Here is a 25,981-nt window from a genome sequence, read left to right on the forward strand (position 1 = left end):
GGCTTTGGAGGGGCGTATGTCTGATCTTCCCCGGAAGGCGGTCACCCGGACCGCCAAGTTGGCCGCTCTGCCACTGGGTTTCGCGGGACGGGCCACGTGGGGGCTGGGCAAGCGGATCGGGGGCAAGTCCGCCGAGATCGTCGCGCGGGAGTTGCAACAGCGCACGGCCGACCAGCTGTTCAAGGTGCTGGGTGAGCTGAAGGGCGGTGCGATGAAGCTGGGGCAGGCGCTGTCCGTCTTCGAGTCGGCGCTGCCCGAGGAGGTCGCGGGGCCGTACCGGGCCGCCCTGACCAAGCTCCAGGAGGCGGCGCCCCCGATGCCGACGAAGGCGGTGCACGCCGCGCTCGCCGAGCGGTTGGGCGAGGACTGGCGGGAGTTGTTCCTGGAGTTCGAGGAGAAGCCGGCGGCCGCCGCCTCGATCGGGCAGGTGCACCGGGCGGTGTGGCACGACGGGCGCGAGGTCGCCGTGAAGGTGCAGTACCCGGGGGCGGGTGAGGCGCTGTTGTCGGACCTGGCGCAGCTGAGCCGGTTCGCTCGGCTGTTGGGGCCGCTGGTCCCGGGCATGGACATCAAGCCGCTGATCGCGGAGATGCGCGAGCGGGTGTCGGAGGAGTTGGACTACGACCTGGAGGCGCGGGCGCAGCGGGAGCACGCCGCGGAGTTCGCGGACGACCCCGACGTGGTGGTGCCGGACGTGGTGCACCAGTCGGACCAGGTGCTGGTGACGGAGTGGATCGACGGGGTGCCGCTGTCGCAGGTCATAGCGGACGGCACGCCGGAGGAGCGGGACCGGGCGGGCCAGTTGCTGGCGCGGTTCCTGTTCTCGGGTCCGGCCCGGACGGGCCTCCTCCACGCCGACCCGCACCCGGGGAACTTCCGGCTGCTGCCCGGCGAGGACGGTGGGCAGGAACGGCTGGGGGTGCTGGACTTCGGGACGGTGGACCGGCTCCCGGGCGGGCTGCCGGAGACCATCGGCGTGTGTCTGCGCATGGCCCTGGAAGGTGAGGCCGAGACCGTCTACGAGTTGCTGTGCGACGAGGGCTTCGTGAAGGAGTCCATAGAGCTGGACCCGGAGGCGGTGCTCGAATACCTGCTGCCCATCATCGAGCCGGCCGAGGCGGACGAGTTCCTCTTCACCCGCGAGTGGATCCGTTCGCAGGCGGCGCGGATAGCCGACCCGCGCTCCCCGGCACACCAGTTGGGAAAGCAGCTGAACCTGCCGCCGGCGTACCTGCTGATCCACCGGGTGACGCTGAGCACGATCGGTGTGCTGTGCCAGCTGAACGCGTCGGTGCGGCTGCGCGACGAGTTGGAGGAGTGGCTGCCGGGATTCCTGCCGGAAGAGCCGGTGGAGGAGCCGGCCTGACACGACGGCCGTGGCGGCGGCCGGGGATGGCCGCGGCGGCCGGTGGCCGGTCGCGGCGTGCGAGCCGTGGACCGGTGCGGGGGTGGGGGCCCGCCGGGTCACCACCAGGCCGAGTCGAGCCTGCTCTCGATGGACCGCAGGTGGTCGCGGGCGCAGGTCTCGCAGAAGTACAGCCGGGTGCCGTTCTCGACGGAGCAGGTCCAGGTGACGGGGAGGCCGCCGGCGGTCGTGCCGCAGCGTGAGCACACCGTGGTGGGCGTGCGGGGCTGCGCGGGTTCGGGTGTCCGCTCGTTCACCACGAGACGATAACCCCACCGGCCGCCGGATCCGCGGACGGACGCACCGCGGGGGCCGGTCGGTGGACCGGCCCCCGTGGGAAGGGCTGGGGTTACGGGTGCCGCGGCCGGTCGGCTACTGCATGACCGCCATGGCCAGCGCGCGGCGCGCACGGAGTGAGGCGCGCTCCGCACGCCTCTGCATGCGCCGGGCCGCGATCAGGCGGGCACCCGCCCGTTGGTCGTCGGCCTCCCGGAGGCGGTCGTGCATATGTGCACGTGCCAGGGCTTCTGGGATGAGTTGCATTTCTCGGGTCCTGTTCTGGCGCGCGGCGTGCGCACCGAGGGTGGTGACGTCAGAAGTCGCGGAGCCCAGGGGCTCGTTGGTGGAAGAGGTCATCGGGGCCTGCTTCTGGGGTTCGTGCGTGAGGGGGCGGTCGATCGTTCCGGTGCCGGTGTTCATGCCGTGACCGGGTTCTTGCGCGGGCGGCCGCGCGGCCGCTTGCGGGCGACGACCACGCCCTGGACGAAGAGCTCACCGCCCCAGACGCCCCACGGCTCGCGGCGCTCCTTGGCGCCCGCGAGGCAGGCGGCCATGAGCGGGCAGGTGCGGCAGAGGGACTTGGCGTACTCGACGTCCGCCGGCGACTCGGCGAAGAAGACCTCCGGGTCGTAGGAGCGGCACGGTACGGGTACGCCGAGGTTCTCGATGGCGTCGTCGAGCGCGGTGAGCGCGGTGAGGGCGGTCACGTCGTGGTCCTTCATCAGGCCGGGCGGGGAGATCGTGTCGGAAGGCGGTACGGACGGGGCGTGCGCTTCGAGATGCACGGTGGTGTGTTTCCTCGTCTGTCGGTCCGGCGGGTGTGCCGGTGGGCTGGTACCGGGTTCTGCTGGTCCCGAGGCCCCTTCGCTCTGGTCCGCCCGTTCGGGCAAAACAGAAGGGCCGCGGATCCCGGGTGGGGTTCCGCGGCCCTGAAGGCGCCGGCCTGATGCTGGATCAGGCTGGATCACTCCAGGGTTCGAGCCCACGGAAGGCCCACATCGTGTGGTGCTGGTGCTGCTGCGTCTGCTCCATCAGGTCGGCACCGGTCGCCGCAAGGGCATAGGCCGGGGCCTGCGCCGCTGCTACTCCTGCTTCCAGTGCCTTGGTCGGTCGCTCATTGGCCGCGAAGACCTCGATGACGGGGAGAGCCGCCAGGGAGGACGACGGACGGACGGCCCGGAGACCGCACAGACCGGTGCCGGGGAACGCCGAACCGGAGAGGCCGAGCGAGCAGGTGGAGGCGACGACCGAGCGATCGGTCATTTTGGCGGTGCTGACGAAGCGGGTCTTGATGCTGATCACTGGAATCGCCTCCTCTCGGCGTCTCGGGGGGGGATCGACCGGAGCCGGTCCCGCACGTATTCGGATAAGTACAGCACGAGGACAGGGCTTCGAGGAAGCCGCTGTTCGCGTGGTTAAGAACCTATGGGGCTCCCCGGGGCGGGCGCAAACTATTTTTGCGACGAGTTGCGATCAGTCTTCGGCGTCGTCCCCGACGCCTTCCTGACCTGCGCAGATGGCCAGGACATCGGCGCCGAAACGATTGAGCTTGCGGACGCCGACGCCGGGGATGGCGGCGAGCTCGCCGTCGGTGGACGGGACGGTCTCCGCGATGGCGATCAGCGTCTTCTCCGTGAAGACGCAGTAGTCGGGCTGGCCGGTGCGGCGCGCCTGGTGGGCGCGCCAGGCGAGGAGCCGCTCGTACAGGCCCTCGTCCATCTCGGAGGGGCAGTCCTCGCAGCGCATCAGCTTCATCTCGCCGGCGGCCGTCAGCGTCGTGCCGCACACCCGGCACCGCACCGGCCCGCGGGCGCGCCGGGCCCGGGCGCCCGCGGCGGGCGCCCGGTCGACCCCGCCCGCGTGCGGGACCCGGGCGGTCTGCCCGCCGCTGCCGGGACGCAGCCCCTTCAGGAACCGCGACGGCTCGCGGTGCGCCCGGCCGCCCGGCGAGCGGGACAGCGCCCAGGACAGGCTCAGGTGGCGGCGGGCGCGCGTCACGCCGACGTAGAGGAGGCGCCGCTCCTCCTCGATCTGCTCGTCGGTCCGCGCGTACGTGATGGGCAGCGTGCCCTCGGCGAGGCCGACGAGGAAGACGGCGTCCCATTCGAGGCCCTTGGCCGCGTGGAGGGAGGCCAGCGTCACGCCCTGGACGGTGGGGGCGTGCTGGGCGGCGGCCCGCTCGTCCAGCTCGGTGACGAGGTCGGCGAGGGTGGCGTCCCGGCGGGCGCGGGTGAGGTCCTCGGCGAGGCGGACCAGCGCGGCGAGCGACTCCCAGCGGTCCCGGACGGCCCCGGACCCGGCGGGCGGCTCCGTCGTCCAGCCCTTGGTCGACAGGACGGCGCGGACCTGCGAGGGCAGGTCGACGACGTCGTCGAGGAGCGGGTCGTTCGCGCCGAACCGGGCGGCGCTGCGCAGGGCGGCGCCCGCCTCCCGCACCTCCTGCCGCTCGAAGAAGCGCTCGGCGCCGCGCAGCTGGTAGGGCACGCCGGCGTCCGCGAGGGCCTGCTCGTAGACGGCGGACTGGGCGTTGATGCGGTACAGCACGGCGATCTCGCCGGCCGGGACGCCGGAGGCGATCAGGTCGCGGATGCGGCGGGCGGTGCCCTCGGCCTCGGTCGGCTCGTCGCCGTACTCCGCGTAGGCGGGCTCGGGTCCGGTCTCGCGCTGGGAGACCAGTTCCAGCCGGTGGTCGGCGGCGCGGCCGGACGCCTGGGCGAGGAGGCCGTTGGCCAGGTGCACGACCTGCGGGGTGGAGCGGTAGTCGCGGACGAGTCTGACGACCGTCGCCCGCGGGTGGCGGGTGCGGAAGTCGAGCAGGTAGTCGGGGGTGGCGCCGGTGAAGGAGTAGATCGTCTGGCTGGCGTCGCCGACGACGCAGAGGCTGTCGCGGTCGCCGAGCCACAGGTCCAGGAGGCGCTGCTGGAGCGGGGAGACGTCCTGGTACTCGTCGACCACGAAGTGCTGGTACTGGCGGCGCACCTGGTCGGCGATGTCGTGGCGGTCCTGGAGGATGCCGACCGTGAGCAGCAGGACGTCCTCGAAGTCGAGGACGTCGCGCTCCCGCTTCAGCTGCTCGTACATGGCGTAGATCTGGCTGGTTTCGGCCGGGGCGCGGGGGGCCGTGCGCTGGGTCTTGGCGACGGCCGCCGGGTAGTCGGCGGGGACGGTCTGGGTGACCTTCGCCCACTCGATCTCCGCGGTGACGTCCCGCAGCTCGGAGCGGTCGAGCCGGACGCGGCAGCGGGTGGCGGCGTCGGCGACGAGCTGGGCCTTGCGGTCGATGAGCCGGGGCAGGTCGCCGCCGACGGCTTTCGGCCAGAAGTACTGGAGCTGGCGGAGGGCCGCCGAGTGGAACGTGCGGGCCTGGACGCCGCCCGCGCCGAGCTGCCGCAGCCGGCCGCGCATCTCCCCGGCGGCGCGGTTGGTGAACGTGACGGCCAGCACGCTGGAGGGCTGGAGGATGCCCGCGCGGACGCCGTAGGCGATGCGGTGGGTGATGGCCCGGGTCTTGCCCGTGCCCGCGCCGGCCAGGACGCACACCGGTCCGTGCAGGGCCGTGGCGACCTCGCGCTGCTCCGGGTCGAGCCCGTCGAGCACCGCGTCGGCCGAGTCCGGGACCTGCGGGAAGAGGGTGGAGTGCGTCGCTGGTGTCACCCTGCCATGCTGCCAGGTCGGCGGAGGGGCGCGGCCCGGCCGTCCACAGGGGTGCGACGCCGGTCATACCGGGGGTGGGAATGCCCGGCGGCTCCCCGTACGTTCTCCCGGGTGCGATCACGCACTCCAGCGATCCGAGGAGCGGAAGAGACGATGCAGGGTTCTGTGACGATGTACAGCACCACCTGGTGCGGCTACTGCCGACGGCTGAAGAGCCAGATGGACCGCGAGGGCATCGCCTACACGGAGATCAACATCGAGCTGGACCCGGAGTCCGCCGCGTTCGTGGAGAAGGTCAACAACGGCAACCAGACCGTCCCGACGGTGCTCGTGGCGCCGACCGGCGGTGGCGAGGACGTCGTCATGACCAACCCGAGCCTGAAGCAGGTCCAGCAGGCGCTGGCCGGCTGACGGCCGCCGCGCCGCTCCCCTGACAGGACGCCCCCGCCGACCGACCGGCGGGGGCGTCCGCGTGCGTACCGGAGGGGGCGGGCTCGGGCCGCGGGGCAGCCCGGCGCGGTGGGAGCTCCGGCCGCGGGGTCGCCCGACGCGGTACGGCCAGGGCCGCGGGGCAGCCCGGCGCCGCGGTGCGTGCTCGGGCGCCGGGGCGCCCGGCGCGCGGAGCGGGGTCAGGCCGCGGGGCCGCCCGGCTTCGGCAGCGGTCTGCCGTACCAGAGCTCGATCAGGTGCGACGCGATCGAGATCCCGAACGGCGGCAGGACCTCGCCGGAGGCGAAGGCGGCGGTGAGCTCCTCGCGGGAGAACCAGCGCGCCTCCTCGATCTCGTCGCCGTCGACGTCGATCTCGGACGACGTGGCACGCGCCATGAAACCCAGCATGAGGCTGGAGGGGAACGGCCAGGGCTGGCTGGCGACGTACTCGACCGCGCCGACGGTGACGCCCGCCTCCTCGAAGACCTCGCGGACGACGGACTGCTCGATCGACTCGCCGGGCTCCACGAAGCCGGCGAGCGTCGAGAAGCGGCCCTCGGGCCAGTGCACCTGCCGGCCGAGCAGCGCGCGGTCGTGCTCGTCCGTCACCAGCATGATCACGGCCGGGTCGGTGCGCGGGTAGTGCTCGGCGCCGCAGGCCGGGCAGCGGCGGATGTGGCCGGCCGCGGCGATCACGGTGCGCTCGCCGCAGCGGGAGCAGAAGCGGTGGAGGCGCTGCCAGTTCTCCAGGGCGACGGCGTGCACCATCAGGGCGGCGTCGCGCCCGTCGAGCAGGAGGCCGGCCTCGCGGAGTCCGGCGGGGCGCGCCGACTGGTCCATCCGGCCGGGCAGCGCGTCCTTCTGCAGCGCGAAGTAGCTGACGCCGTCGGTGTCCGTGCCGAGGAAGTAGCGGTGGGTCTCCGTGAGCGGTGCCTCGAAGGCCGGCGTCATGACCAGTTCGGTCCGGCCGTCGGGGGTGTCGTCGACCAGCACCTGCCCACCGGAGACCACGAACACGCGCGTGGTGGGGTGGCTCCACGCCGCCGCGAGCCACGCCTCGTCCAGGCGGTGGTGGGCGGCGCGGTCGATACCGCTCGGGGCGGTGAAGCCGATCGGGCGGTGACCGGCCTCGTTGCTGATGGTGCTCACTGGTGCTTCCAACTCCCCCGGGTGTGATGGGTGTCCGTCAGGCGTGGTCTTCAGCGGAGTGCGGTGGACAGCTCGCCCCACAGGTGGGCGGTGGTCTCCACGCCCTTGAGGAGCAGGTCCAGCTCGACCTTCTCGTTCGGCGCGTGCCAGCCGTCGGACGGCACGGAGATGCCGAGGAAGAGGACGGGCGCGGCCAGCACGTCCTGGAGGTCGGCGGCGGGTCCGGAGCCGCCCTCCCGGGTGTAGCGGATCTTCGCCCCGTCGAAGGCGCGGCTCATGGAGCGGGCCACGGCCCGCAGGGCGGGGTGGTCGAGGGGCGTCAGGCAGGGGCGGGTGGCCGCGCCGAAGGTGATCCGGTGGCGGATGCCCGACGGGACGCGGGCGGCGACCCAGTCGCGCACCGCCTGCTCGATCCGGTCCGGGTCCTGTCCGGCGACGAGCCGGAACGAGAGCTTCAGCTGGGCGGACGAGGGGATGATCGTCTTGCCGCCGGCGCCCTGGTAGCCGCCGCCGATGCCGTTGACCTCGGCGGTCGGGCGGGCCCAGACGCGCTCCAGGGTGGAGTAGCCCGCCTCGCCGAGGGTGCCGTGGGAGCGGGCGGTGGCGAGCCACGCCGCTTCGTCGAAGGGCAGCTCGGCGATGAGTTCCCGCTCCGTCGCGGAGAGCTCGGCGACGCCGTCGTAGAAGCCGGGGACGGTCACCCGCTCGTTTTCGTCGTGGAGGGCGGCGACCAGGCGGGCGGCGACGGTGGCCGGGTTGGGCACGGCGCCGCCGAAGGAACCGGAGTGGACGTCCTGGTCGGGCCCGTACAGCTCGATCTCGCAGTCGGCGAGGCCGCGCATGCCGGTGCAGACGGTGGGCGTCGTCTCGTTCCACATGCCGGTGTCGGAGACGATCACGGCGTCGGCGGCGAGACGGTCGCGGTGGTGCTCGACCAGGGCGCGGAAGTGCGCGGAGCCGGACTCCTCTTCACCCTCGACGAGCAGCTTGAGGTTGACGGCGGGGGCGGTGCGGCCGGTCAGCTCCAGGTGGGCGCGGACGCCGAGGGTGTGGAAGAACACCTGCCCCTTGTCGTCGGCCGCCCCGCGCGCGTGGAGCCGTCCGTCGCGGACGACCGGCTCGAAGGGGTCGGTGTGCCAGCCGTCCTCGCGCGCGGCGGGCTGCACGTCGTGGTGGCCGTAGACGAGGACCGTGGGGGCGCCGAGGTCGTCGGAGGGCCACTCGGCGAAGACCGCGGGGGCGCCGTCCGTCTCCCAGACCTCGGCGACCGGGAAGCCCGTCCCCTTGAGCCGCGCGGCGAGCCATTCGGCGCTGCGCCGCACGTCGGGAGCGTGCTCCGGCTGGGCCGAGACGGAGGGGATGCGCAGCCACTCGGCGAGGTCGTCGAGGAAGGCGGCGCGGTGCTGCTCTATGTACTTCCGTACGGTCTGGACGGCGCTGTCCGGGGTGTCGCTCATACCGCTGAGCCTATCCGGCGGAGGGCGGTGTCCCGTCTGCCGTCCCACCCAGCAGGACGCGCTCCAGCCCGTCCCGGCCGGGCAGCCCCTCCGGGCGTACGACCTCACCCGTGCGGACGTAGACGAACGCGGCGGTGACCGCGTCGAGGGGCAGTCCGTGCAGCTCCGCCCAGGCGAGGCGGTAGACCGCCAGCTGGAGCGGGTCGCCGGTGTGGTGGCGGGTGGTCTTCCAGTCGACGATCTCGTACGTGCCGGCGTCCGGGTCGCGGTAGACGGCGTCGATGCGGCCGCGGACGACCCGCCCGGCCAGGGTGATCTGGAAGGGGGCCTCGACGCGGTACGGGGTCCGGCGGGCGTACGCGGTCCGTTCGAAGGCCTCTTTCAGGGCGGCCAGGTCGCGCTCGTCGGCGATCTCCGGCTCGTCGGCGTGGACCTCGCCGCCGGGCAGCTCGTCCGGGCCCAGCAGGGGCAGCGGCAGCGCCTCGAAGCGCGACTCCACCCACGCGTGGAACCGGGTGCCGCGGCGGGCCGCCGGCTGCGGCGGGCGCGGCATGGGCCGGGCCAGCTCCGCGGCGAAGGCGTCGGGGTCGGCCGCCAGCCGCAGCAGCTGCGAGGCGGAGAGCGAAGCGGGCAGCGGTACGTCCCGGGTGGCGCTGCGGGCGCGCAGCAGCTCGCCGGTGAGGGCGTCGAGGTCGCGGTCCCAGGAGGCGACGGTACGGACCTCCTCGGGCGCGAGCGGGCCGGTACGGGCGTGCGGGACGTGGCCGGGGTCGAGGGCGTCCGGGTCCCGGGGGGCCGGGGTGCGCTGGTGCGGGAGCGCGGGTGCGGGCGGGCGGGGCGGCGTGGCGTCGTCGGGCGGGCCGCCGCCCGGGCCATCGTCCGGGCCGCTGTCCGGGCCGCCGTTCCGACCGGGCGCAGCGGTGCGCGGCGGGTCGCCCGGCAGGCCGGGGCCGGGGTCGTCGTGGGGGGCGGGGCCGTCGTCGGGTGGTGGCGGGGCGTCGTCGGGCCAGGGTGCGTCCGGGTCGTCCGGCGCGTCCTGGTCCTCCGGCCACCACGGCACGTCGTCGGCGGCGTCCCGGTGGGCGGGCTCCTCTCGTACGCCGTCGGCGGCGGGCGGCGCCTCCAGGTAGGCGAGCACCGTGTCCGCGGCGGCCCGGCGGCGGGCCAGCGAGTCCGGGTCGAGCGGCAGGGGCCAGGCGTGGTCGTCGGCGGCGGCCCGGAGCGCGGGGTTCTCCGCGTCCTCCTCCGGTTCCTCCGCCCACGCCTCGATCTCGCCGAAGCCGGCCGCGCAGTGGTCGTACAGCGCGTGGAGGAAGGGGGAGGGGCCGCGGCGGCGCTTCTGGGACGGCCCCCACCAGTGGCCGGAGCCGAGGAGGAGGGAGCGGGGGCGGGTGAAGGTGACGTACCCGAGGCGGAGCTCCTCGGTGTGCTGGTGGTCCCGCAGGGCGTCCTTGAACGCCCTGAGCGACGCGGCGTCCCAGGTGTCGATCCCCGGCAGGGTCTCGGCGTCTCCGCGCAGGGCGTACGGGAGCACCTGCGGCTGGGCGGTCCACGCCTCCCGCGCGCGGGAGCTCGGGAACTGGCCGGTCACCAGGCCGGGGACGGCGACGACGTCCCATTCCAGGCCCTTCGACTTGTGCGCGGTGAGGACCTTGACGGTGTTCTCGCCGCCCGGCAGGGCGTTGTCGAGGCCCTTCTCGTACTGGGCGGCCGTGCGCAGGAAGCCGAGGAAGGCGAGGAGGGTGGCCTCGCCGTCCAGGGCGGCGAAGCGGGCGGCGACGTCCAGGAAGTTCGACAGCGTCTCGCGGCGGCGGGCGGCCAGGGCGTGCGGGGACGCGGAGAGCTCGACCTCCAGGCCGGTGGTGGCGAGGATCCGGTGCAGGACGTCCATCAGCGGGTCGGCGAGGGCGCGGCGCAGGTCGCGCAGCTCGGCGGCGAGGCGGGCGAAGCGGACGCGCGCCTCGGCCGAGAACGGCAGGCCGTCGTCGTGGCCGCCGGTGTCCAGGAAGGTGTCCAGGGCGTCGGCCAGGGAGATCACCTCGGCGGGGTCCACGCCCTCCACGGCGGCGGCGAGCCGCTCGTCGGGGTCGGGGTCGGCGTCGCCGTCGGCGGCGCGGTGCACGAGGAGGCGGGCGCGGCGGCCGAGCAGGGCGAGGTCCCGGGCGCCGACGCGCCAGCGGGGGCCGGTGAGGAGCCGTACGAGCGCGGCGTTGGCGCCGGGGTCCTGGAGGACCTCGCAGACGGCGACCAGGTCGGCGACCTCGGGGAGGTGCAGCAGCCCGGACAGGCCGACGACCTCGACCGGCACGTCGCGCGCGACGAGGGCGGCCTGTATCTCGGGGAAGTCCGTCGCCGTGCGGCACAGGACGGCGATCTCGCCCGGTTCCTTGCCGGTGCGCACGAGGTGCGCGATGGAGTCGGCGAGCCAGGCGATCTCCTCGGCCTGGGTCGCCAGCAGCGCGATCCGTACGACGCCGTCCCGTTCGGCGCCGGGGGCCGGGCGGAGCGCCTCCACACCCGCGTACATGGCGCGCAGGGGCTCGGCGAGGCCGTTGGCGAGGTCGAGGAGGCGGCCGCCGCTGCGGCGGTTCTCGCTCAGTGCGAACCGGGTGGCGGGGCGGCCGTCGGCGTGGGGGAAGTGCTCGGGGAAGTCGTCGAGGTTGGCGACGGAGGCGCCGCGCCAGCCGTAGATGGCCTGGCAGGGGTCGCCGACGGCCGTGACGGGGTGGCCGGTGCCCCCGCCGAAGAGGCCGGAGAGGAGCCGCCGCTGGGCGACGGAGGTGTCCTGGTACTCGTCGAGGAGGACCACCCGGTACTCGTCGCGCAGTTGCGCGCCGGCCTCGGGGCGGGTGAGGGCGAGCCGGGCGGAGAGGGCGATCTGGTCGCCGAAGTCGAGCAGGTCGCGCTCGCGTTTGGCGGCGCGGTAGCGGACGACCAGGTCGAGCAGTTCGCGCCGGGCGGCGGCTGCCTCGGGGACCTTGCGCAGGTCGGCGTTGCCGAGGCGGACGGTCTCCAGGGCGGTCAGCAGCCGCGCGTCGTGGGCGTCGAGGTCCTCGGGGCGCACCAGGTGCTCGGACAGCTCCGCGTCGAGGGCGAGGAGGTCGCTGACGAGCGTGGGGAAGGAGCGGGTGAGCGCCGGGTAGGGGCCGGGGGCCTCGCGCAGGACGCGGGCGGCGAGCTGGTGGCGCGTCGCGTCGGCGAGGAGGCGGGAGGTGGGCTCCAGGCCGATGCGCAGGCCGTGGTCGGTGAGGAGCCGGCCGGCGAAGGCATGGTACGTGGAGATGCTCGGCTCGCCGGGCGGGTCGTCCGGGTCGATGACGTCGGGGTCGGTGACGCCGGCGCGGACGAGGGCGGTGCGGACGCGCTCGGCGAGCTCGCCGGCGGCCTTGTTGGTGAAGGTGAGGCCGAGCACCTGCTCGGGGGCGACCTGTCCCGTGCCGACCAGCCACACCACGCGGGCGGCCATCACCGTGGTCTTCCCGGAGCCGGCTCCGGCCACGATGACCTGCGGGGCGGGCGGCGCGGTGATGCAGGCCGTCTGCTCCGGGGTGAACGGGATGCCGAGCAGCTCCTTGAGCTGCTCGGGGTCGGTGATGCGTGCGGTCACCCGGAGAAGGCTAACCGCGGCCACCGACAGCGCCCCGCCGCCGGAAGCGCCGGGGCCCGGCAGGGCGGGGCGCGAGGGGGGCGGGCGTGCTGAAGCTCACCTTCGGGCGGGTTCAAGGTCGCTCTCGGAGGCGGGCTGAGGCTCACCCTCGGGGGACGGGCTGAGGCTCACCGTCGGAGGCGTGCCGGCGGGGTCGCGGGGATCGCCGGCCTGCCAGGGTCGCGGGGCCGCTGAAGCCCGTCGTCTCACTCGACGATGTGGCGGCCCTCGGGGCGGGCGCTGCACGAGGCGCGGAACGCGCAGGTGGTGCAGTGCTGGCCGGTGGTGGGGGTGAAGCGTTCGTCGAGGACCCGCCCCGCGGCGGTGGCGAGGAGGTCGGAGACCCACTCCTCGGACGGCGGTTCCTGCGCCTGCACGCGCGGCAGGGCCTCGCCGCCCTCCTTCCTGGGAGCGGCCTGCCGCAGGTGGACCAGTTCGGCGCCGCCCGGTTCGGGGCGCCGGCCGTCGAACACCTCGTCCAGCGCGCCCTCCCGGACGGCGAGCTGGTAGACGGCGAGCTGGGCGTGGCGGGCGACCTCGTCCTTGGTCGGCGTCTGCTTGCCGGTCTTGAAGTCGACGACGTAGGCGCGGCCCTCCTCGTCCCGTTCGACGCGGTCCATGGAGCCGCGGATCCGCACGGCGTACTCCCCCGCGTCCAGGGTGACGTCGAAGCCGTGCTCGGTGGCGGCGGGGGCACGCCCGCCGCGGTCCATGACGTGCCAGCGCAGGAAGCGCTCCAGCGCCACGCGCGCGTGCTCCTTCTCCTGCGCCGACTTCCAGGGCGCGTCGAAGGCGAGCGCGTTCCACACGGTGTCCAGGCGCTCCATGAGGACGGCCAGGTCGGCGGGGGTGCGTCCGGACGCGACCTCGTCGGCGAGGACGTGCACGACGTTGCCGAACCCCTGGGCGGCGGTCGCGGGGGCGTCGGCCTTCACCTCGCGGCCCAGGAACCACTGGAGCGCGCACGTGTTCGCCAGCTGGTCCAGGGCGCTGCCCGAGAGGGTGACGGGCTGGTCGCGGTCGCGCAGCGGGGCGGGGGCGCGGGTGGGCTCGTACAGGCCCCACCAGCGGTACGGGTGGGCGGCCGGTACGAGCGGCTGCCCCTCGTCGTCGGTGAGCGCCGCGAGCCGCGCCAGGCGGCGGGCGGCGGCGTCGCGCAGGGCGGGCGAGGCGTCCGGGTCGACGGTGGTGGCGCGCAGTTCGGCGACGAGCGCGGAGACGGCGAGGGGGCGGCGGGGGCGGGCGGTGACGTCCTTGGGCTCGACGCCCAGCTCGGCGAGGAACCGGGAGGGCTGGTCGCCGTCCTCGGCGGGGGCCTTCACGGCGGTCACGACGAGCCGGTCCCGCGCGCGTGTGGCGGCGACGTAGAAGAGGCGGCGCTCCTCCGCGAGGAGGGCCCCCGGGGTGAGCGGTTCGGCGAGGCCGTCGCGGCCGATCCGGTCGGCCTCCAGGAGGGAGCCGCGGCGGCGCAGGTCGGGCCAGAGCCCCTCCTGCACGCCGGCGACGACGACCAGCCGCCACTCCAGGCCCTTGGAGCGGTGCGCGGTCATGAGCCGTACGGCGTCGGGGCGGGCCTGCCGCTTGGACAGGGTGTCGGCGGCGATGTCCTGCGCTTCGAGCTCGGCGAGGAAGTTCAGGGCGCCGCGCCCGCCGGTGCGCTCCTCGGCGCGGGCCGCCGTGTCGAACAGGGCGCACACGGCGTCGAGGTCCCGGTCGGCGTTGCGCCCGGCGGGGCCGCCGCGCAGGGCGGCGCGGTGGAGCCGGTGGGGCCAGCCGGTGCCGTTCCACAGCTGCCAGAGGGCTTCCTCGGCCGTACCGCCGGCGGCGAGGAGCTCGCGGGTCTCGCGCAGCAGCCTGCCCAGGTGCTGCGCCCCGCGCGCGTAGGCCGGGTCGTGCGCGACGAGCCGCTCGGGTTCGGCGAGGGCGCGGGCGAGGAGGTCGTCGGAGGGCGGGGGCACCTTGTTGCCCGCCGCGCGCTCCTCGTCGCGCAGGGCGCGGCCGAGGCGGCGCAGGTCGGCGGCGTCCATGCCGCCGAGGGGGGAGGTGAGCAGGGTGAGCGCGGTCTCGGTGTCCAGCCAGGGCGCGGGGTCGGGCGCCTCGCCGTCGGAGGGGCCGCCGTCAGGTGCCTCGCCCTCGGGCGGGCCACCGTCGGAGGGCTCACCGTCAGGCGCCTCACTCTCGGACGGCCCATCGTCAGGCCCCTGGCCCTCGGACCGGCCGCCGTCGGACGCCCCACCATCAGGCGCCCCGCTCTCGGGCGCCCCGCCCTCGGGCGCCCCGCCGTCGGGCGTCGCTCGCGCCGCGGCGGGGCGGGGCGCGAGGGCGGCCGTGGCCGTGACGCGCAGGGCCGTGAGGAGCGGCGCGACCGCCGGCTCGTGGCGCAGGGCGACGTCCGCGCCGTCCGTCTCCAGGGGGACGCCCGCCGAGGTGAGCGCCCGGCGCAGGGAGGGCAGGGAGCGGGCACCCGCGCGGACGAGGACGGCCATGTCGCTCCACGGGACGCCCTCCTCCAGGTGGGCGCGGCGCAGGATGTCGGCGATGTTGTCCAGCTCGGTCGACGCGGTCGGGAAGGTGTACGCCTCCACCCGACCGCCCTCGCGCACCGCCGCCGGCTCGCGGTGGGCCCGCGCCGCCCCGGCCGGGAGCCGCGGCAGCGGCATCCGGGCGGTGAGCAGCCGGGTGGCGTCGAGGACGGCCGACGCGGAGCGGCGCGACGTCCGCAGCACGGCGACGGGCGCGGGGCTGCCGTCGGCGGCCGGGAACATCCGGGGGAAGTCGAGGATGCCGTTGACGTCGGCGCCGCGGAAGGCGTAGATCGACTGGTCGGGGTCGCCGAAGGCGCACAGGGTCCTCCCCCGCCCGGCCAGCGCCTGGAGCAGCCGCACCTGCGCGGGGTCGGTGTCCTGGTACTCGTCGACGAAGACGGCGTCGTACCGGGGCAGCTCCACCCGCTCGGCGAGGAGCACGGCGCGGTGGACCAGCTCGGCGTAGTCGAGGACGCCCTGCATGTCGAGGACGTCGAGGTACTCGGCGAGGAAGTCGGCCGCCGCCGCCCAGTCGCGCCGGCCCGTGCGGGCGGCGAACGCGGCGAGGGCCCGCGGCCCGAGGCCCAGCTCCCGGGAGCGGGCCAGGACTGCGCGCACCTCGTCGGCGAAGCCTCGCGTCGTGAGGCACGCGCGCAGTTCGTCGGGCCACTGGACGCGCGCGAGGCCCTCCCGCTCCAGGTCGAGCTGGCCGGCGAGGAGCTCGCGGACGGTGACGTCCTGCTCGGGGCCGGACAGCAGGCGCAGCGGCTCGGCGAACAGCTCCGCGTCCTGGTGGGCGCGGACGAGGGCGTAGCAGTAGGAGTGGAACGTCGTCGCCTGCGGGGCGCGCGCGCCGGGCAGGCGGGCGGCCATCCGGTCGCGCAGCTCGACGGCGGCCTTGCGGCTGAAGGTGAGGACGAGGATCCGCTCGGGGTCGGCGCCCCGGGCGACGCGCGCCGCCACCGCCTCGACGAGCGTCGTGGTCTTGCCGGTGCCCGGTCCGGCGAGGACGAGGAGCGGCCCGCCGGCGTGGTCAACCACCCCGCGCTGGGCTGCGTCCAGGAGAGGAGGAGTCACCTGGGCCGGCGGGGTGCGCACCAGCCGGTACGCGCCCGGGCCGCCCGCCCGTACCGGGTCCTGGTACGGCGCGCGCCGGGTGGTGGAGGAGGAACTCACGTGGATCGCCGGTCCTGGAGGGTGTGCTGAGGGTGAGGGTGCGGTGGAGAAGGGGCGCGGCCCCGCCGTATGGCGGAAGCTGTCAATTGTGAGCCATCGCATGCCCGGTGTCGCCCGCGTCACCGCCGTCGGCACCGGTGTCCCCGTCCCACCGGGCCCGCCGCATGTCCAGGCGCGGCACGGACGCGGCCGTGCCGCGCGCCGGTGCGCCGTCCCGCGCCGGGGCGCCGTCCCGCGGAAGGGCGGACTCGCGCGCGGGGGCGCCGCCCCGCAGGGGAGCGGCCTCCCGCAGGGGCGTGCCCTCCGCGCGGTAGTGGCCGAGCGCGCGGCGCTCGTGCCCGGGCAGCAGTCGGCCGTCGGCCCGCACCACGCGCCACCAGGGGACCGCACCGCCGTAGAGCGCCATGACCCGGCCCACCTGGCGCGGGCCCCCCTCGCCGAGCCACTCGGCGACGTCCCCGTAGGTCATCACCCGGCCGGGCGGGATGAGCTCGGCGACCTCCAGCACGCGTTCGGCGTACTCCGGAAGCCGGTCGGGGTGGTCCTCGGAAGTCATCCGCTCCATCCTGCACCACGGGTACGACAAGACGGGCATCGCACCCTGATGCTCTCCGGTACCTCCCGGTCATGCCACCATCTTCCGGGCGGTGACTGGTGATACGAGATCGAGAAGACGACGACACGGAGAAGGCGAAGGGACGGGACGTGCGGCCTCCCGACGCGGCGAGCGCTCCGGGCGGCGAGCCGCACCCGAACGCCACACCGGCGGGCGGTGACGGCCCGGACACCGGCGCCCCGGACACCGGCGGCACCACCGACGGCCCGACCCGGTCCGACGCGGCGGGCGGCTCCGGCGCACCCGGGCAGCCCCCGCGCCCCCCGGCCCCCGACGCCCTGCGGACCGACGACGCCCTCGCCGAGCAGCACAACGACGTCTCCGGTGACGAACCGCTGCTCGCCGCGCGCGTGCACCGCCCGTCCGACCTGCTCCGCCTGCTCGTCGGCGTCCTCGCGATCATCGTCGTCATCGGCATCGCCGCCTTCGCCAGCGGCACCACCTCCGGCCTCGAACAGGACATCAACAAGGGCACCGGCCAGGCGCCCGACATCTTCGTCAAGGTCGCCGGGCTGGTCTCCAGCATCGCCGTGCTGCTCGTCCCGGTGGCGTTCGCGATCGAGCGGCTGATCAAACGGGACGGGCTGCGCATCGCGGACGGCGTGCTCGCCGCGGTCCTCGCCCACGGGGTGACCCTCGCCACCGACCTGTGGGTGGCCAGGGGCGCGCCGCTCGCCATCCAGGAGGCGCTGACGCAGCCGCAGAGCGGGGGCGGTCTGACCGACCCCGTGCACGGCTACCTGGCCCCCGTGATCGCGTACATGTCCGCGGTCGGCATGGCCCGCCGGCCGCGCTGGCGGATCATCCTGTGGGTGGTGCTGCTGCTCGACGCCTTCACCATGCTCGTCGCCGGGTACACCACTCCCCTGTCGATCATCCTGACCGTCCTGATCGGCTGGACGGTGGCGTACGGCACGCTCTACACGGTCGGCTCCCCCAACGTCCGGCCCACCGGGCAGACGCTCCTGGCGGGGCTGCGCCACGTCGGGTTCCGGCCGGTCTCGGCGATGCGCGCCGAGGGCCTGCCCGACACCGCCGAACAGGGCGACCGCGGCCGCCGCTACCTGGTCACCCTGGAGGAGGGCTCGCCCCTCGACGTGACGGTCGTGGACCGGGAGCAGCAGGCGCACGGGTTCTTCTACCGGGTGTGGCGCCGGCTGACCCTGCGGGGGATCACCACCCGCCGGTCCATCCAGTCGCTGCGCCAGGCACTGGAGCAGGAGGCGCTCCTCGCGTACGCGGCGATCGCCGCCGGTGCCAACGCGCCGAAGCTGATCGCCACCTCCGAGCTGGGCCCGGACGCCGTGATGCTCGTGTACGAGCACCGGGAGGGCCGCTCCCTGGACTCGCTGGCGGACGAGGAGATCACCGACGCGGTCGTACGGGGCTGCTGGGAGCAGGTGCGGGCGCTGCAGTCGCGGCGCATCGCGCACCGCAGGCTGACCGGTGACGCCCTGCTGGTGGATCGTTCCGGCAAGGTGGTGATCACGGACCTGCGCGGCGGGGAGATCGCCGCCGGCGACCTGGTGCTGCGCATGGACACCGCGCAGCTCCTGACGACGCTGGGCCTGCGGGTCGGCGCGGAGCGCGCGGTCGCGGCCGCCGTCGCCGTGCTCGGCCCGGACAGGGTCGCGGACTGCCTGCCGCTGCTCCAGCCGATCGCGCTGAGCCGGTCCAGCCGCGCCACGCTGCGCAGGCTGGCCCGGGAGCGCTCGCAGCGCGAGCGCGAAGCGGTGCTGGCGGCGTCGCAGGCGGCGAAGGCGGCCCGCCTGGAGGAGTCGACGGCCACCGGAGAAGTGGGCAGGGCGGACGGGAAGGCCGAGCGCAAGGCGGTCCGGGCGGAGAAGCAGGCCGAGAAGCGGGCCCTGGAGGACGCGCTGCACGAGGCACGCGAGGAGGACCTGCTCGCGCAGATCCGCCGCCAGGTGCTGAAGATCAGGCCGCAGGCCCCGGTGGAGCCGGTGCGGCTGGAGCGGATCAGGCCGCGCACCCTCATCAGCCTCATCGCGGGCGCCATCGCCGCGTACTTCCTGCTGTCGCAGATCGCCAGCATCCCGCTGTCGACGATCAGCGAGGCGAACTGGGCCTGGGTGTCGGCGGCCGTCGTCTTCTCGGCGCTCAGCTACGTGGCGGCGGCGATGAGCCTGCTGGGGTTCGTCCCCGAGCGGGTGTCGTTCGCGCGGACCGTGGTGGCGCAGGTGGCCGGGTCGTTCGTGAAGATCGTCGCTCCGGCGGCGGTCGGCGGTGTCGCGCTGAACACCCGGTTCCTCCAGCGCTCCGGGGTGCGCCCGGGACTGGCGGTGGCGAGCGTCGGGGCGTCGCAGCTGTTCGGGCTCGGCGCGCACATCATGCTGCTGCTGGCCTTCGGGTACCTGACCGGCACCGAGCGGTCGCAGGACGACTTCACCCCGTCCAGGACCGTGATCGCGGGACTGCTGACCATCGCGGTGCTGGCGCTGGTCGTGACGGCGGTCCCGGCGCTGCGCAAGTTCGTCTCGACGCGGTTGCGGTCGCTGTTCGCCGGGGTCGTGCCGCGCATGCTGGACGTGCTCCAGCGGCCCGGCAAGCTCGTCACGGGCATCGGCGGGATGCTGCTGCTGACGGCGATGTTCGTGCTGTGCCTCGACGCGTCGATCCGCGCGTTCGCCGGTGGCGCCCAGCCGCTCACGTACGCGAGCCTCGCCGTGGTCTTCCTGGCGGGCAACGCCATCGGCTCGGCGGCGCCCACGCCGGGCGGTGTCGGCGCCGTCGAGGGCGCGCTGCTGGCCGGCCTCGTGCTGGCGGGCGTGCCGAAGGAGGTCGCGGCGCCCGCGGTACTCCTGTACCGGCTGCTGACGCTGTGGCTGCCGGTGCTGCCGGGGTGGTTCTCGTTCAACCACCTCACCCGCAAGGGCGCGCTGTAGGGCCTGCCCGGACACCGCCGGCCGGGGACGGGCCTCCCGGGCAGGGCGGGGCCTTCCGGTCGGAGCCTTCCGGCCGGGGCCTCCCGGACAGCGGGCCCCGGGTCCCGCCGAGCGGGCGGGGCGGCGCCACCCGCATGGGCGTCCGTCGCGGGCGGGCCGGCTCCGGCGCGCCGACGATGGTCGCATGCCCACCTCTCGCGTCCCCCGGCGCACGACCGGCTCCTGGCGTACCCCAGCTCCCTGGCGCACCTCCCGCGCCGGGCGTACCCGACGTGTCGCCGGCGCGCGGCGGCGCCCGGGCGCCCGGCGGCGGACCGCGGTGCTCGCCGCCGCCGCCCTCCTCGCCGGCGCGGCGGCCGGCTGCGGCGGCGGGGACGACGGCGCGGACGCGGGCCGGGGCACCCTGGACGAACTCGCCGCGCAGAAGCTGTCGTGGAAGCCCTGCACCCCGCCCACGGCCGCCGAGGGCGGCGCCACCGCGCCGTCGCCGCTGCCGGACGGCACGAAGTGGCAGTGCGCCTTCATGGACGCGCCCCTCGACTACGACGAACCCGGGGGCGACACCGTCGAGCTGGCCCTCATCCGCGCCCCCGCCCGGGACGGGGCGAAGCGGATCGGGTCGCTCGTCTTCAACTTCGGCGGCCCCGGCGGCTCCGGCATCTCCGCCCTGCCGTCGTTCGCGCCCGACTACGCGGCCCTGCGCACCCGCTACGACCTGGTCAGCTTCGACCCCCGCGGGGTGGGGCAGAGCGACGGAGTGGAGTGCCTGGACAACCGCGAGCTGGACGCCTTCCACTCCCGGGACGCCACACCCGACGACGCCGGCGAGGTACGGGCCCTCAAGGAGGGGCTGAAGGAGTACGCCGACGCCTGCGAGGAGAACTCCGGCAAGGTGCTGCCGTACGTCGGCACCCGCAACGCCGCCCGCGACATGGACCTCATGCGCCGGGTCCTGGGCGACGACAAGCTCCACTACTTCGGCATCTCCTACGGGACCGAACTGGGCGGCGTCTACGCGCACCTGTTCCCGCGCCGGGTCGGGCGTGCCGTGTTCGACGCGGTCGTCGACCCGACGGCGACCGCCGCGCGGGGGGCCCTCGGCCAGGCGAAGGGCTTCCAGCTGGCGCTGCGCAACTTCGCCCGCGACTGCGTCGACCAGGGCGACGACTGCGCCCTGCCCGGCAGCACCCCCGCCGAGATCGAGCGGTTCGTGACGGACCTGCTGGCGCGGCTCGACGAACGGCCCGTCCGCGGGATCGGCGAGCGCCGCCTCACCCAGACGCACGCCGCCAACGGCATCGCGCAGGCCCTGTACTCCAAGGAGTACTGGCGCTACCTGGAGCAGGGCCTCGACGAGGCCGACGGCGGCAACGGCGCCCTGCTGCTGGCCCTGTCCGACTCCATGAACGGCCGCGACGAGAACGGCCGCTACACCAACCTCCAGGCGGCGAACGCGGCGATCAACTGCGTCGACGACAAGGCCCGGTTCACCACCGAGCAGGTACGGGAGCGGCTGCCGGAGTTCCGTGCGGCGTCACCGGTCTTCGGCGACTTCCTGGCCTGGGGGATGCTCTCGTGCAGCGAGTGGCCGGTGCCCGGCACCTGGGACCACCCCGACGTCGCCGCGCCCGGCGCGCCGCCCATCCTGGTGATCGGCACCACCGGCGACCCGGCGACGCCCTTCGCGGGCGCGCGGGCCATGGCGAAGGCGCTCGGCAAGGGCGTCGGCGTCGAGGTGACCTACCGGGGCGAGGGGCACGGCGCGTACAACAGCAAGGACGCCTGCGTGCAGCGGGTCGTCAACGCCTACCTGCTCTCCGGCAAGGTCCCGGCCTCCGGCACGGTCTGCCCGTGAGCACTCCGCACGCGCCCGCCGGTGAGGGATCCGCCGACGAGGGATCCGGGGGTTGTCCACAGGGCGGGAGGGCCGACGGCGGCGGAGCCTACGATGGCGTTGCACAGGTGGGGGGCCGGATGCGTCCGGGGAGCTCTGGGGGGCGGATGTCGATGCGTGGACGAGCCGTGGCGATCGTGGCCGCGGCGGCCGTGGTGGCCGCACTGGCCACCGGCTGCCAGGCCGGGGACGGCGGGGGCGGCGGCGTGGGCGGCGGCGCGACACCGGGCGGTTCGGCGAGCAAGGCGCCCGGCCGGCCCGGCAGTACGGCGGGGATGCCCGCGCTGCCGGCCGCGCTGACCGGCCAGCAGCCGCAGTGGAAGCCGTGCGAGGCGCCTGCGGGCGGTGACGCGCCGGGCTCGTCGTGGCGGTGCGCGAGCGTGAAGGTGCCGCTGGACTACGCGAAGCCGCAGGGCGAGACCCTGTCGGTGGCGCTGATCCGCAAGGAGGCGCGCGACCGCAGCGGGCGCATCGGTTCGCTGCTGTTCAACTTCGGCGGCCCCGGCGCCTCCGGGGTGGGGATGCTGCCGGACTTCGCCCCGGACTACGACGCGCTCAACGCCCGCTACGACCTGGTCGGCTTCGACCCGCGCGGGGTGGGCGGGAGCTCGGCGATCGTGTGCCGCTCCGACGAGGAGCAGGCCGCGTCCGAGGCGCGCGCGGACCTGACGCCGGACACGCCGGCCGAGGAGGCGGCGTACCTCAAGGACGGCGCCGACTTCGGGGCCGGCTGCGCCCGCCGCTCGGGCCGGCTCATCGCCCACGTCACCACCAGCAACACCGCCCGCGACATGGACGTGCTGCGGCACGTCCTCGGGGACGCGAAGCTGCACTACTTCGGCATCTCCTACGGCACCCAGCTCGGCGCGGCCTACGCCCACCTGTTCCCGGGGAACACCGGCCGGACGGTGCTGGACGCCGTGGTCGACCCGACCGCGGACACCCAGGGGCACGCGCGGCACCAGACGACCGGCTTCCAGCGGGCCCTGAACAACTACTTCACGTCGACGGGCGAGGGCGCCGCCGCCGGGACCGCGCGGGTGGCCCGGCTGCTGGAGCGGCTCGACGGGCAGCCGCTGCCCACGTCCGGCGGGCGGAAGCTGACGGAGGGCCTGGCGCTGACGGGCATCGTCCTGCCGCTGTACTCGGAGAGCAGCTGGCCGCTGCTGACGGAGGCGCTGAAGGAGGCCGAGGAGGGCCGGGGCGACGCGCTGCTGCGCCTGGCGGACATGTACAACGACCGCGACGCCGACGGCGGCTACGGCACGGACAGCCACGCGCAGCGGGCCATCTCGTGCGCCGACAGCGACCAGCGGCCGACGGCCGCCGAGGCGAAGGCGCTGCTGCCGGAGTTCCGGCGCATATCGCCGGTGTTCGGCGCGTTCCTCGCCTGGGACACGGCCGGGTGGTGCGCGCAGTGGCCGGTGAGGGGAGAGAGCACGACTCAGGACGTCAGCGCTCCGGGCGCGGGCCCGATCCTGGTGGTCGGCACGACGGGCGACCCCGCCACGCCGTACGAGGGGGCCCGCCGGATGGCGGACGGCCTGGGCGACGGCGTGGGCGTGCTCGTCACCAACAAGGGCGAGGGGCACGGCGCCTACGGCTCGTCGTCCTGTGTGACGCGGACGGTCGACGACTACCTGCTCCGCGGCAAGGTCCCCCGGGACGGCACGACCTGCTCCTGACCCGACCGGCGCGGGCACGGCGAAGGGGCCGGACCGGGTGGTCCGGCCCCCTGGGACCGGGTGTGCGCGGTCGGTCGCCCGACCGACGGTCAGTAGACGGGCTTGTCGGGCTCGATCTGGTTGACCCAGCCGATGACACCGCCGCCGACGTGGACGGCGTCCGAGAAGCCGGCCGACTTCAGGACGGCGAGGACTTCCGCACTGCGGACACCCGTCTTGCAATGCAAGACGATCTTCCGGTCCTGGGGCAGGTCCTGGAGGGCGCTGCCCATCAGGAACTCGTTCTTGGGGATCAGCCGGGCGCCGGGGATCGAGACGATCTCGTACTCGTTGACCTCGCGGACGTCGATGATGTCGATGTTCTCGCCGTCGTCGATCCACTCCTTGAGCTGCTTGGGAGTGATCGTGGAGCCGGCCGCCGCCTCCTGGGCCTCCTCGGAGACGACGCCGCAGAAGGCCTCGTAGTCGATGAGCTCGGTGACGGTCGGGTTCTCGCCGCACACCGCGCAGTCCGGGTCCTTGCGGACCTTGACCTGCCGGTACTGCATCTCCAGGGCGTCGTAGATCATCAGCCGGCCGACCAGCGGGTCGCCCACGCCGGCGAGGACCTTGATCGCCTCGGTGACCTGGATGGAGCCGATGGACGCGCAGAGCACGCCGAGGACGCCGCCCTCGGCGCAGGACGGCACCATGCCCGGCGGCGGGGGCTCGGGGTAGAGGCAGCGGTAGCAGGGCCCGTACTCGGACCAGAAGACCGACGCCTGGCCGTCGAAGCGGTAGATCGAGCCCCACACGTACGGCTTGTTCAGCAGCACGCAGGCGTCGTTGACGAGGTAGCGCGTGGCGAAGTTGTCCGTGCCGTCGACGATCAGGTCGTACTGGCCGAAGATCTCCATCACGTTGTCGGCCTCGAGCCGCTCCTGGTGGAGGACGACGTCCACGTAGGGGTTGATGCCCTTGACGCTGTCGCGCGCCGACTCCGCCTTGGAGCGGCCGATGTCCGCCTGGCTGTGGATGATCTGGCGCTGCAGGTTCGACTCGTCGACCTCGTCGAACTCCACGATGCCCAGCGTGCCGACGCCCGCCGCGGCCAGGTACATCAGCGCGGGCGAGCCGAGACCGCCGGCGCCCACGCAGAGCACCTTGGCGTTCTTCAGCCGCTTCTGTCCGTCCATCCCGACATCCGGGATGATCAGATGGCGGGAGTACCTGCGGACCTCGTCTACGGTGAGCTCGGCAGCCGGCTCGACCAGGGGTGGCAGCGACACGGGGACTCCGTTGGTCGTATGTCAGTACGGGACTACCCCCGCGCGGGCGGGGACTACATGTCCCGTAACACTGCCACGGCCCTTCTCATTCCGAGACACCTGGTCCGATCTGCGAGACGATTTCGTCCCAGTAGCCGGGCAGCGCCGCGAACGGGTCGGTTTGTCCCGTGCGGTCGGTGAAGAAGATCGTCCCCGCTCCCTGCCAGCGGGCGATCCGCACGGCCTCGTCCAGATGGGTGCGCGGCACCCCGTGGACGAAGTGCGCGAACCGCTCCGGCGGGTGGTCGGCTGTCCACTCCGCCACCTGTGACCAGCGATATTCCGTCCACGGCCCGGAGAAGGTGACCAGCTGGTCGGCGATCTCGGCGTATCCCGGGTGCGGGTGGCGGCCGTGCCCGAGGACCAGGTGGCAGCCGTCGGACCGGTCGAGGACGGACTCCAGGGTCGCGGTCAGCCGCCGCGTCGCGGGCAGGTCCGCCCGCTCCGTGGGACACCGGTCCAGGAAGTAGCCGTCCACGCGGTACCAGTCGAGGTACCGGTGGGCCTCGGAGACGGTGTCGCCGAAGGGGCGGGCGCCGTGGCCCAGGTCGAGGAGGCCGAGGACCCGGACGCCGGCGTTGCGCAGCCGGCCGGCGGCCTCCAGGCAGTGCGGGTCGGGCCGGACGCCGGGGCCGTCGGCGACGTTGAGGACGGCCCAGTGCAGGGGGGCGCCCGGCCGGGTCAGCTCCGCCCACTCGACGGGCGCGAGGAGGGGGTGGGCGTAGCCGGGGACCCCGAAGCCGAGCCGCTCGGCGCCCGTCGCCGACAGGTCGGTACCGGTTCTGGTCAGATGCGGCACGCCGCCTCCATCCAGATGTCGGCGAGGGACTCCTCCAGGTTGATCCGGGGCCGCCAGCCGAGCCGGTCGCGGGCGGTGCGGACGTCGGCCTGCTGCCAGGCGCCGCAGCCGTCGGGGTACGGGTGGGGGGCGGCCGGGGCGTGGTCGGTGACGGAGTCGGCGCGCTGGGCGGCGATGGCGGGGCGGGTGGGGGGCCCGTCCAGCTCGTGGAGGGCGCCCGTGTAGCCGGCGACGCGGGCGAGGACGGCGGCCGCGTCGCGGAGCCGCACGGCGCGGCCGGTGCCGATGTTGACGACACCCTGCGCCGCGGAGAGGGACGCGGCGTGCACGGCCCGCGCGACGTCCCGCACGTCGACGAAGTCGCGCTGCACGCCGAGGCCGGCGAGCTTCAGCTCGCCGTCACCGGACTGCATGGCGCGGCGCATGGCCTCGGCGAGCCGCCCGAGCGGTGACCCGGCGGGCGTGCCGGGGCCGACCGGCGAGAAGACCCGCAGCACGACGGCGTCCAGGCCGGAGCCGAGGACCAGTTCCGTCGCCGCCAGCTTCGACACGCCGTACGGGCCGCCGGGCCGGGGCACGGAGTCCTCGGCGGTGGAGGAGCCGGGCTGGGAGGGGCCGTACTCGGAGGCGCACCCCACCTGCACCATGCGGGCGCCGCACCGGCTGCGGCGCAGGGCCTCGCAGACGGTGGCGACGGCGACGGTGTTGTGCCGGGTCAGCTCGCGGGCGCCGCCGCGGGTGGCGCCCGCGCAGTTGATGACGACCCCGGGGTGGACGGCGTCCAGGAACCGGGTGAGCGCCCCGGGACTGCCGTTGGCGAGGTCGAAGCGGACGTCGGAGTCGTCGCGGCGGCCGAGTGCGGTCAGGTGCACCGCCGGGTCGGCGAGCAACCGGTCGGCGACGAACCGGCCGAGGAATCCCGTGGCGCCGAGCAGCAGCACCCTCATCGTGCTCCCCTTTCGCACCGGTCGGCCGTGACGGGGGGTTGGGGGGTCATCTCGTGTGTCTCCTCGCTGCTTCGGGCTGGTCGGATCGGGGGTGGGGGTGCGGTGGGG

Annotated in this window: 18 protein-coding genes; 5 read left to right on the forward strand and 13 right to left on the reverse strand. The window is 74.7% G+C overall.

Translation table 11 applies throughout. The features are described from left to right. Positions 1–16 precede the first annotated feature (16 nt). Entirely contained in the window at positions 17–1,366 is a 1,350-nt protein-coding gene (locus tag LPA54_RS26930; RefSeq protein ID WP_228982332.1) for an AarF/ABC1/UbiB kinase family protein, read from the forward strand. 98 nt (positions 1,367–1,464) lie between these two features. Here LPA54_RS26930 and LPA54_RS26935 read toward each other — a convergent pair whose 3' ends face one another. From LPA54_RS26935 to LPA54_RS26955, 5 genes are all read right to left on the reverse strand, one after another. Continuing rightward, positions 1,465–1,662, reverse strand: coding sequence for a hypothetical protein (locus LPA54_RS26935; RefSeq protein ID WP_228982335.1), 198 nt, complete (start codon positions 1,660–1,662; stop codon positions 1,465–1,467). 115 nt (positions 1,663–1,777) lie between these two features. After that, the gene (locus LPA54_RS26940) at positions 1,778–2,104 is read right to left on the reverse strand and encodes a hypothetical protein (protein ID WP_228982336.1); all 327 of its coding nucleotides are present in this window, start codon (positions 2,102–2,104) and stop codon (positions 1,778–1,780) included. Further along, a complete protein-coding gene (locus LPA54_RS26945; RefSeq protein ID WP_228982338.1) occupies positions 2,101–2,469 on the reverse strand; it encodes a WhiB family transcriptional regulator in 369 nt (122 codons plus the stop codon). Before LPA54_RS26945 ends, LPA54_RS26940 begins: the two co-directional genes overlap by 4 nt. Positions 2,470–2,638: 169 nt before the next feature. Next, on the reverse strand, positions 2,639–2,986 hold the full coding sequence (locus LPA54_RS26950) for a hypothetical protein (protein WP_228982339.1): 348 nt from the start codon (positions 2,984–2,986) through the stop codon (positions 2,639–2,641). A 171-nt stretch (positions 2,987–3,157) separates the two neighbouring features. Beyond that, positions 3,158–5,338 carry an ATP-dependent DNA helicase UvrD2 gene (locus LPA54_RS26955; protein WP_228982341.1) on the reverse strand — a complete coding sequence of 727 codons (2,181 nt, stop codon included), beginning with the start codon at positions 5,336–5,338 and terminating at the stop codon, positions 3,158–3,160. 153 nt (positions 5,339–5,491) lie between these two features. On the opposite strand from LPA54_RS26955, the gene LPA54_RS26960 reads away from it, so the two are divergent. Further along, positions 5,492–5,749, forward strand: coding sequence for a mycoredoxin (locus LPA54_RS26960; RefSeq protein ID WP_228982342.1), 258 nt, complete (start codon positions 5,492–5,494; stop codon positions 5,747–5,749). Between the two features lie 218 nt (positions 5,750–5,967). Here LPA54_RS26960 and nudC read toward each other — a convergent pair whose 3' ends face one another. The 5 genes from nudC to LPA54_RS26985 form a co-directional block, all read right to left on the reverse strand. Beyond that, positions 5,968–6,918 (reverse strand): NAD(+) diphosphatase, encoded by a 951-nt coding sequence (nudC, locus tag LPA54_RS26965; protein WP_228982344.1) that lies wholly within the window; start codon positions 6,916–6,918, stop codon positions 5,968–5,970. A gap of 50 nt (positions 6,919–6,968) precedes the next feature. Beyond that, positions 6,969–8,375: a dipeptidase gene (locus LPA54_RS26970; RefSeq protein WP_228982346.1), complete on the reverse strand. Its 1,407-nt coding sequence runs from the start codon at positions 8,373–8,375 to the stop codon at positions 6,969–6,971. A gap of 10 nt (positions 8,376–8,385) precedes the next feature. Beyond that, a complete protein-coding gene (locus LPA54_RS26975; RefSeq protein WP_228982347.1) occupies positions 8,386–11,982 on the reverse strand; it encodes an ATP-dependent DNA helicase in 3,597 nt (1,198 codons plus the stop codon). A gap of 245 nt (positions 11,983–12,227) precedes the next feature. Then, a complete protein-coding gene (locus LPA54_RS26980; protein ID WP_228982349.1) occupies positions 12,228–15,722 on the reverse strand; it encodes an ATP-dependent DNA helicase in 3,495 nt (1,164 codons plus the stop codon). Between the two features lie 82 nt (positions 15,723–15,804). Beyond that, positions 15,805–16,278 carry an MGMT family protein gene (locus LPA54_RS26985; RefSeq protein ID WP_306806545.1) on the reverse strand — a complete coding sequence of 158 codons (474 nt, stop codon included), beginning with the start codon at positions 16,276–16,278 and terminating at the stop codon, positions 15,805–15,807. A gap of 338 nt (positions 16,279–16,616) precedes the next feature. On the opposite strand from LPA54_RS26985, the gene LPA54_RS26990 reads away from it, so the two are divergent. The 3 genes from LPA54_RS26990 to LPA54_RS27000 all read left to right on the forward strand — a co-directional run bounded on the left by LPA54_RS26990 (position 16,617) and on the right by LPA54_RS27000 (position 22,820). After that, positions 16,617–19,241, forward strand: a complete 2,625-nt coding sequence (locus LPA54_RS26990; protein WP_228982376.1) for a lysylphosphatidylglycerol synthase transmembrane domain-containing protein — start codon at positions 16,617–16,619, stop codon at positions 19,239–19,241. 184 nt (positions 19,242–19,425) lie between these two features. Continuing rightward, positions 19,426–21,096, forward strand: coding sequence for an alpha/beta hydrolase (locus LPA54_RS26995; RefSeq protein WP_228982353.1), 1,671 nt, complete (start codon positions 19,426–19,428; stop codon positions 21,094–21,096). 146 nt (positions 21,097–21,242) lie between these two features. Continuing rightward, a complete protein-coding gene (locus LPA54_RS27000; RefSeq protein ID WP_228982354.1) occupies positions 21,243–22,820 on the forward strand; it encodes an alpha/beta hydrolase in 1,578 nt (525 codons plus the stop codon). Between the two features lie 89 nt (positions 22,821–22,909). Here LPA54_RS27000 and moeZ read toward each other — a convergent pair whose 3' ends face one another. From moeZ to LPA54_RS27015, 3 genes are all read right to left on the reverse strand, one after another. Next, positions 22,910–24,088 (reverse strand): adenylyltransferase/sulfurtransferase MoeZ, encoded by a 1,179-nt coding sequence (moeZ, locus tag LPA54_RS27005; protein WP_228982355.1) that lies wholly within the window; start codon positions 24,086–24,088, stop codon positions 22,910–22,912. An 85-nt stretch (positions 24,089–24,173) separates the two neighbouring features. After that, positions 24,174–24,926 carry a spherulation-specific family 4 protein gene (locus tag LPA54_RS27010; protein WP_228982356.1) on the reverse strand — a complete coding sequence of 251 codons (753 nt, stop codon included), beginning with the start codon at positions 24,924–24,926 and terminating at the stop codon, positions 24,174–24,176. Then, positions 24,914–25,873: an NAD(P)-dependent oxidoreductase gene (locus tag LPA54_RS27015; protein WP_228982358.1), complete on the reverse strand. Its 960-nt coding sequence runs from the start codon at positions 25,871–25,873 to the stop codon at positions 24,914–24,916. The genes LPA54_RS27010 and LPA54_RS27015 overlap by 13 nt, the downstream gene beginning before the upstream one ends. Positions 25,874–25,981: the final 108 nt, after the last annotated feature.

This window comes from Streptomyces sp. DH12, assembly GCF_020873895.1.
In the GTDB taxonomy this organism is placed as follows: Bacteria; Actinomycetota; Actinomycetes; order Streptomycetales; family Streptomycetaceae; genus Streptomyces.